The organism is Catenibacterium sp., assembly GCF_052354645.1.
In the GTDB taxonomy this organism is placed as follows: domain Bacteria; phylum Bacillota_I; class Bacilli_A; order Erysipelotrichales; family Coprobacillaceae; genus Catenibacterium; species Catenibacterium mitsuoka_A.
Genome location: NZ_DAWDDM010000286.1, coordinates 1 through 2,519, shown reverse-complemented (window position 1 = coordinate 2,519; position 2,519 = coordinate 1). Strand labels below are relative to the sequence as shown.

Annotated in this window: 3 protein-coding genes; 2 read left to right on the top strand and 1 reads right to left on the bottom strand. The window is 32.2% G+C overall.

Annotated elements, in window-relative coordinates; all coding sequences use genetic code 11:
• Nucleotides 1-54 precede the first annotated feature (54 nt).
• Both ACT8VG_RS10035 and ACT8VG_RS10030 read left to right on the top strand, forming a co-directional pair.
• Nucleotides 55-528 carry an Ig-like domain-containing protein gene (locus ACT8VG_RS10035; protein WP_117459998.1) on the top strand — a complete coding sequence of 158 codons (474 nt, stop codon included), beginning with the start codon at nt 55-57 and terminating at the stop codon, nt 526-528.
• A 36-nt stretch (nt 529-564) separates the two neighbouring features.
• Nucleotides 565-1,749 carry a CpXC domain-containing protein gene (locus ACT8VG_RS10030; RefSeq protein WP_444195779.1) on the top strand — a complete coding sequence of 395 codons (1,185 nt, stop codon included), beginning with the start codon at nt 565-567 and terminating at the stop codon, nt 1,747-1,749.
• A gap of 91 nt (nt 1,750-1,840) precedes the next feature.
• Here ACT8VG_RS10030 and ACT8VG_RS10025 read toward each other — a convergent pair.
• Nucleotides 1,841-2,519: group II intron maturase-specific domain-containing protein (locus ACT8VG_RS10025; protein WP_444195778.1), on the bottom strand; the 679-nt coding region annotated here is incomplete at its 5' end.

Here is a 2,519-nt window from a genome sequence, read left to right as displayed (position 1 = left end):
AAAACGTTAATATATTCGATATAATGGAAGAGAATTAAAAAAGGTGGGTACAATATGTCAGATAAACAAAACAGCATGCTTGAAGAAGAAAGAGAACCTCTTTCTAAAGGCTGGATTTTTGCAGGTATTGTTCTTTTTCCACTGATCCCTTTTGTATTAATATATTTTAATAAACATTTAAAGAGGAAAATGAAGATGATTTTAGGTATTGTTTATTTTGTTTTCTTGTTTGGTGTTTATCAATATGCATGTGTTGCACAGGGACCAGTATTAAGTAGTGTGATTATTCCTGATCAGTATGTCACAGTGAAACAGGGAGAAACATACCAGATTCATTACAAGACTGATCCTCAGAAAGTGAAAGTAGAATATACACATTATTCATCTCAATATGCCAATGTGGCAAGTGTTGACCAGAATGGTTTAGTGACAACTATTACACCTGGTAAGACACGTATTACTTTGACTGCAGGAGATAATCATCATACTTATAAAAAGAAGTATCTTACAATCCATGTAATTGAATAGAGCGTGTTGACGCTCTTTTTTGTTAGGAGGATGATTATGAGAAATAAAGATGTTTATATTATTACATGTTCAAAATGTGATAAAGAGAATAGATATGAAGATTATAGCTGTGTAGGGCCAGATCAAAGAGAAAGTATTATTGATGATTCTATTATGACTTATACTTGTCCGCATTGTGGAGAAAAAACTTTTTTAAAACATCCTTTGACTTATATAGATCCAGTTCATCATTTTATTGTGCAATATGGACAGGACAAGGAACAGTTCTTTCATGGAGTAGAACAAATTCGTACAACACCTCTTTATAAAGATTATATTTTCCGTTATACAGATTCATGGTTAAGTTTCAAAGAGAAGATCATGATTCTAGAGAATGATAGAGATGATCGTTTAATGGAACTCTATAAGCTTGCATTAAAGAATGAATTAGATGAAGAAGTGCCTTCTTTATTCTTATTTAACAAAGAAGAAGAGAAAGAACTCATGATAGCATTGAATCCAAATGGAACACGTGCTTACTTCTTCAATAGAGATTGGTATGATATTAAAGAAGAAGATCCTTATATGAAGAAGATATTAAAGTATGATACAAGTCTTATGGTAGATAACTCTTGGGCTGAACGGCTCTATGATTATCGTATTAATGTTTCGTTGTGTGAAGTTCAGACAAAATTACAGGTAAGAACTTATTTGATTCCTTCTTATGATCATGTAGATGTAGGAGATTATGTTTATGTATACGAGAATGGTGAGAGAGTATTAGGACAAGTAATGACTAAGAATTTCAAGAATATTGCGGATGTACCTGATCATCTTCATTTTATTGAAAAAGCATTACCAATAGAAACTGAGTATGATAAATATATAAAACGTGAATATGAAAATTTACTCCCTTTAAGGGATCAAAGAGTTGAATCATTTTTAGATGTTTTAAATGATTTACGTTTCTATTATTATATAGAAGAAATAGATGAGAATGTATCTAATTATACAATGGACATAGATGGGCTTCATTTAATTCCTCTTTATACAGATCAACAAGAAGCCATGGATAAGAAACCAGAGAATGGATATGTGTTAGTTGATTTATTAACAGATGTATTAAAGATGACATTTGAAAAAATTGATGGCTATATTATTAATGAGAATAGATTATTTATATTAGATTCTCACTTTATAGATATGTTCCTTTCTTTTGCAAGACAGAAGAAAGTAGGCTAACCAATCACTAGGCTAGCCCCTTATCAAACCGTACGTGCACTATTAATGCATACGGCTTACCAATTTACTATTTATTTAATTTATGAATGGGCTATCTTGAGAAAGCATAGCCCATTTTCTTTAATCTCTCTTTTGTGTAATACTCTACACCTTGTTCTTTAAGTATCTGAATGCGTTTGACCATATTGACATTATTTCTTCGCATATGGTATTCTACGTACTTCTCTATGGTGTAGGTTTTCCACATTTTATAATAGAACCACCACTTTGAAGGTATTAGACCAACACATACAAAGAATTTAATGTTCCATTTATAATGCATTCCATATGATTTCCTTACTGTTGGATGCTTATGTATCATGCACATCCTCAATCGTTGGCGTACATAACTGTCCATCTTGTCTAGATAGGTACTCATCGCATGAATAACGCAGTGTGTCTGTATACGACCTTCGAAAACTTTAAGAGCTTTGTAGACATTCAGGAAGTAGTTGGTCTTGCCAACGATGATAGGATTGATATCCTTAATCCATACTTCTTTTGGTTTTGTCCATTTCCTTTGTGTCTTATCCTTGATAGCCTTCTTGAACGTTTTAATTGACTTTTCTGTGGGAACGATTGAGTAGTAATCTTTCCCATTCTTGCTAGTTCTCCAATGATTGAAATGGAAGCCTAGAAAATCAAAATCATCATTCTTGAAGTCAACTACTTTGTTTTTATTCATCGCGACTTCCAGTCCTAGAGATTCAATGACTGATTTAGCGATATTG